This is a genomic window from Streptomyces sp. SAS_270 (genome assembly GCF_052543295.1).
In genome coordinates this window covers 22172-25950 of record NZ_JBMNDS010000117.1, presented here as the reverse complement: position 1 = coordinate 25950, position 3779 = coordinate 22172, and the positions used below count along the sequence as shown (strand labels likewise).

At 70.3% G+C, this 3779-nt stretch carries 3 protein-coding genes; 1 reads left to right on the top strand and 2 read right to left on the bottom strand.

Annotated features, from left to right (window positions below; genetic code table 11):
• Positions 1 to 67: 67 nt before the first annotated feature.
• Complete coding sequence (locus ACN6LB_RS42720) at positions 68 to 697, bottom strand: hypothetical protein (RefSeq protein WP_445030593.1); 630 nt, start codon at positions 695 to 697, stop codon at positions 68 to 70.
• Between the two features lie 63 nt (positions 698 to 760).
• The gene (locus tag ACN6LB_RS42715; RefSeq protein WP_356139249.1) at positions 761 to 2500 is read right to left on the bottom strand and encodes a S8 family peptidase; all 1740 of its coding nucleotides are present in this window, start codon (positions 2498 to 2500) and stop codon (positions 761 to 763) included.
• A 299-nt stretch (positions 2501 to 2799) separates the two neighbouring features.
• On the opposite strand from ACN6LB_RS42715, the gene ACN6LB_RS42710 reads away from it, so the two are divergent.
• Complete coding sequence (locus ACN6LB_RS42710; protein WP_445030592.1) at positions 2800 to 3735, top strand: superoxide dismutase; 936 nt, start codon at positions 2800 to 2802, stop codon at positions 3733 to 3735.
• Positions 3736 to 3779 lie beyond the last annotated feature (44 nt).

The window sequence follows — 3779 nt, the reverse complement described above, 5'->3', positions numbered from 1 at the left end:
CCCCCCCCCCCCCCCCCCCCCCCCCCCCCCCCCCCCCCCCCTCTGCGCTGCTACCGCTCCTTGGCCGCTACTGCTTGTTGACGATCACGGCCTGGATGGCGTTGGTGTTCGAGTCGTAGATCCCGATGACCTGCTGCCCGAAGGCGAAGGCTTCCTGTACCTCGTCGTGCGTGACCTGGTTCGGGTTGACCAGGGGGTACCACGTGTTGTTGATGAACAGGTAGAGGATCGACGGCTGGCCCGGGAGCGGGGTGACGACATCCCAGAACTTCGTGGCGATGCCGCTCGCCAGCGCCTGTGCCTCGACAGCGCTCTGCAGCACCAGAGGCCGGCCCTGCTGTTGCTGCTGGCCGCCGAGCTGCTGGAGCAACTGCTGGAACGGCTGCTGCTGGCCGAGCTGCTGGAGCTGCTGCTGAAGATGCGGCGGCAGTTGCTGCTGCTGACCGATGCCCTGCTGGCCGTACGGCTGTTGTTGCTGACCGAAGGGCTGCTGCTGGCCGATGCCCTGCTGACCGTAGGGCTGCTGCATCTGCTGCCCGAACGGCTGCTGCATCTGCTGGCTGTAGGGCTGCTGCTGTTGCTGGCCCATGCCCTGCTGCTGTCCGAACTGCTGCGGGGGTGCCGTGCTCGGGCCCTGCTGGCCCTGCTGTTGGCCGTACTGCTGTCCCTGCTGGCTCATCTGCGGGGTCGTGCTCATGCGGGTGCCACCTTCCATCAATGGTTGGTTGCGTTGATCCGTCGGTCCCCGACGACCAGGTCCTCAGCCCGTGACCACCAGGCCGACGATCTCGTCGTCCGAGAACCAGACACGTACGTCCGGCCGTCCGCCCGCGAACGCGGTGTGCACCGCCTGGCGGATCTCGGGGGACGGGTTGTTCAGGTTGCGCCAGGCACCGGCCACGAACAGCCTGAGCCTGGGCGGGAGTTCACGCGGATACGGCAGCAGCTCGTCCCAGTACCGCTCGGCCTGGCCCGAGCCGACCGCCTCCGGCAGCAGATGGGTGACCGCCGCCCTGATGTCCGGCCGGTTGCCGATCCGCTGCGACGCGGGCCGGCCCGGAGCGTCCTGCTGCGGGGAACCCGTCGCCCGCAGCACCGCGCGGGCACGTTCCGGCGAGATCGTTTCCTGGCCCGCCGACTTGAGCATTCCCTGCAGCGCGGCCAGGGCTCCGACCACCACCGGCGAGGCGGAGGAGGTCCCGGAGAACGTGTCCGTGTACCAGGCGATCTCCTCGGCGCCGCCCTGCAGGTCGCCGGGCCGGTCCCAGAAGCCGCCGGTGGTCGTGACCTCGCGGCCCCAGCCCTGCGCGTCCACGCGTGCCCCGTAGTTGGAGAACGCGAGCCGTGAGCGGTCCGGGCCGTGGTCGCGGCCGTGCATGCCGGGCGGCGGTGCGCCCGCGCCGACCAGGACCGCGCCGGAGGACTGGTTGGAGGGGTTGAACGGGTTGCGCCACCACTCCGGGAACTCGTCCGGGCGGCGCTCGTACACCGCGTCGTCGAGCGACTCGGCGCCGTTGCCCGCGGCCGCCACCACGATGACGCCCTTGGCGGTCGCGTACCGGACGGCCGCGTAGTTGTCGGGCCACCACTCGATCGCTATGTAGCCCTGCTGGTCGTCGCGCTGTTCGAAGTCGAACCGCGGCCCGGGGGCGTGCAGTTCGATCAGGATGATGTCGCCGGGGTTCAGCCGCTCGGCCGCCGCGTGGATCGCGGCCGCCGAACCGATGCCCTGGAAGGACGCGGCGGCGGTCACCGCGTCCGGCACGATGCCGGTGATCCCGTGTTCGCCCTGATCCCCACCGATCACGCCGATGACGGCGGTGCCGTGGTTGCGCCAGGCGATGTCGGTCAGCGGTGTGCCGACGACGACGCCCGCGAGCTTCGCGGCCAGATCCTCGTGGCCGAGCTGCCAGGCGCCCTCCACGTCGATCACCGTCACGCCCTGACCCGTTCCGCCGGGCCGCTGCCACGCCCAGTGGGCGTCGATGCCCTCGGGCGCGGGTCGCAGATAGCCCTGGCGGCTGGTGAAGTCGGGGGTGACGGGCGCCCCTTCCTTGCGCCGGCGGGTCTCGTCCGCGCTCTGCCCCACCGAACCCACCGAAGCGGGAACGGCGCCCGGCTTCACGTACGCCGTGTCGATCTCCGGCAGCGCGGCGATGCGTGAACGGAGTTCCTGGGCACGGCTCTCGACGCCGCGCACCCGGTAGAAGAGCGCGAGGTCGGGCACGCTCTCGGTGCCTGCCGCAGCGGACTGCTGCAGTCGCTCCTCACTGCCGAACAGCGGTTCCAGGGCGAGCTGTTCGTCGCTGAGGAACATGTTGAGGGCCGACAGGTCGGCGCCGGCCGCCGAACGAACGCCCTCGGTCCCGGCGCGCAGCCGGGCCTCCGAGCGTGCGACGACGATCAGCTCCTGCTCGGCTCCTCGGTAGGTGAATCCCGCTCCGTCGGGCCCCGGCCCGGACGCTCCCGGGCCCTGCGCCGGCTGTACCTGGTCGGTCATCGCGTGCCGCTCCCTTCGTCCATGCGGGTGGCCGTGCAACGGGTCGACGCGGTGCCAAGTCCCGTCTCCGGGCCGCGTCTTCGGGGCACACCCTGCTACGCGTCGGGCGACTCGTCCAGACCGCTTTCGCCAACTGCGTTTGAAATGAAGTTGAATGGGGAACCCTGTGCAATCCGTCCGGAAACAGATGTCACGCCGCAATCCGGCCAAAGGCTGCGGAGGCGGATGTCATGTGATGGGGTGGCAGCGACTGTTGACCATCGATCCGGCCGCTGCCGGACTCCGCGGAAGGACGCTCCATGCACCGTTCCTTCGCACGTCGAACACTGCTCACCACCGCTGCCGCGCTGGGAGGAACAGCGCTTGTGGGCGGCACCGCCCAGGCGGCCGAACAGCATTGGCCCGCCCAGTTCCCGTTGCCCGACGGCTTCGCACCCGAGGGCATCACCATTGGCAGGACTCCGTTCGCGTACTTCGGGTCCCTCGCGAACGGCGACATCTATCGCGCGAGCCTCGCCACCGGGCGTGGCTGCGTCATCAGCAAGGGACTCGGCGCCGAACACCCCACCGTGGGGCTGAAGATCGACCTGCACGGCAGACTCTTCCTCGCCGGCGGTTCGAGCGGCGAGCTGCGCACGGTCGACGCGCGCAGCGGGAAGATCGAGAAGGTGTACGCCGTCGGCGGCACCTTCGTGAACGACGTGGTCCTCACCCCCGGTGCGGCCTGGTTCACCGAGACCTACCAACCCGTGCTCTACGGGCTGGCGTTGGGTCCGCACGGCCGATCCGGCGCCGTCACCACCCTGCCGCTCACCGGCGACTGGGTGCAGGGCCCCGACTTCACCGCCAACGGCATCGAGCGCACGCCCGACGGTAAGGCGCTGCTGGTGGTGAACACGATCGCGGGCGGCGGGGGTCTGATGCGGGTGGATCCCCGTACCGGGGTGGCCACCGCGGTGGACCTCGGACCGTCCAAACTGCCCAACGGTGACGGGCTGTTGCTGCTGGGACGGATCCTCTACGCCGTTCAGCAGGCGGACAACCTCATCGACGTGTTCCGGCTGAACGCCTCCGGCACCAAGGGCAAGGCGATCGCCCGGATAACCGACGCGCGCTTCCGCATTCCGACGACGGTCGCGGCGTGGGGCGACCGTCTCTACCTGCCGAACGCGCGCTTCGACGTCGAGCCGAAACCGGACACCGACTACGACGCGGTGGCGGTGGCCCAGGTCTGACGGGCCCGGGACGACGAAGGGGCGGTGCGCTTCACGCGCACCGC

Coding starts and splice junctions, on each gene's coding strand:
- ACN6LB_RS42715 (WP_356139249.1), bottom strand. CDS start 2,500: ATGACCGACCAGGTACAGCCGGCGCAGGGCCCGGGAGCGTCCGGGCCG.
- ACN6LB_RS42710 (WP_445030592.1), top strand. CDS start 2,800: ATGCACCGTTCCTTCGCACGTCGAACACTGCTCACCACCGCTGCCGCG.
- ACN6LB_RS42720 (WP_445030593.1), bottom strand. CDS start 697: ATGAGCACGACCCCGCAGATGAGCCAGCAGGGACAGCAGTACGGCCAA.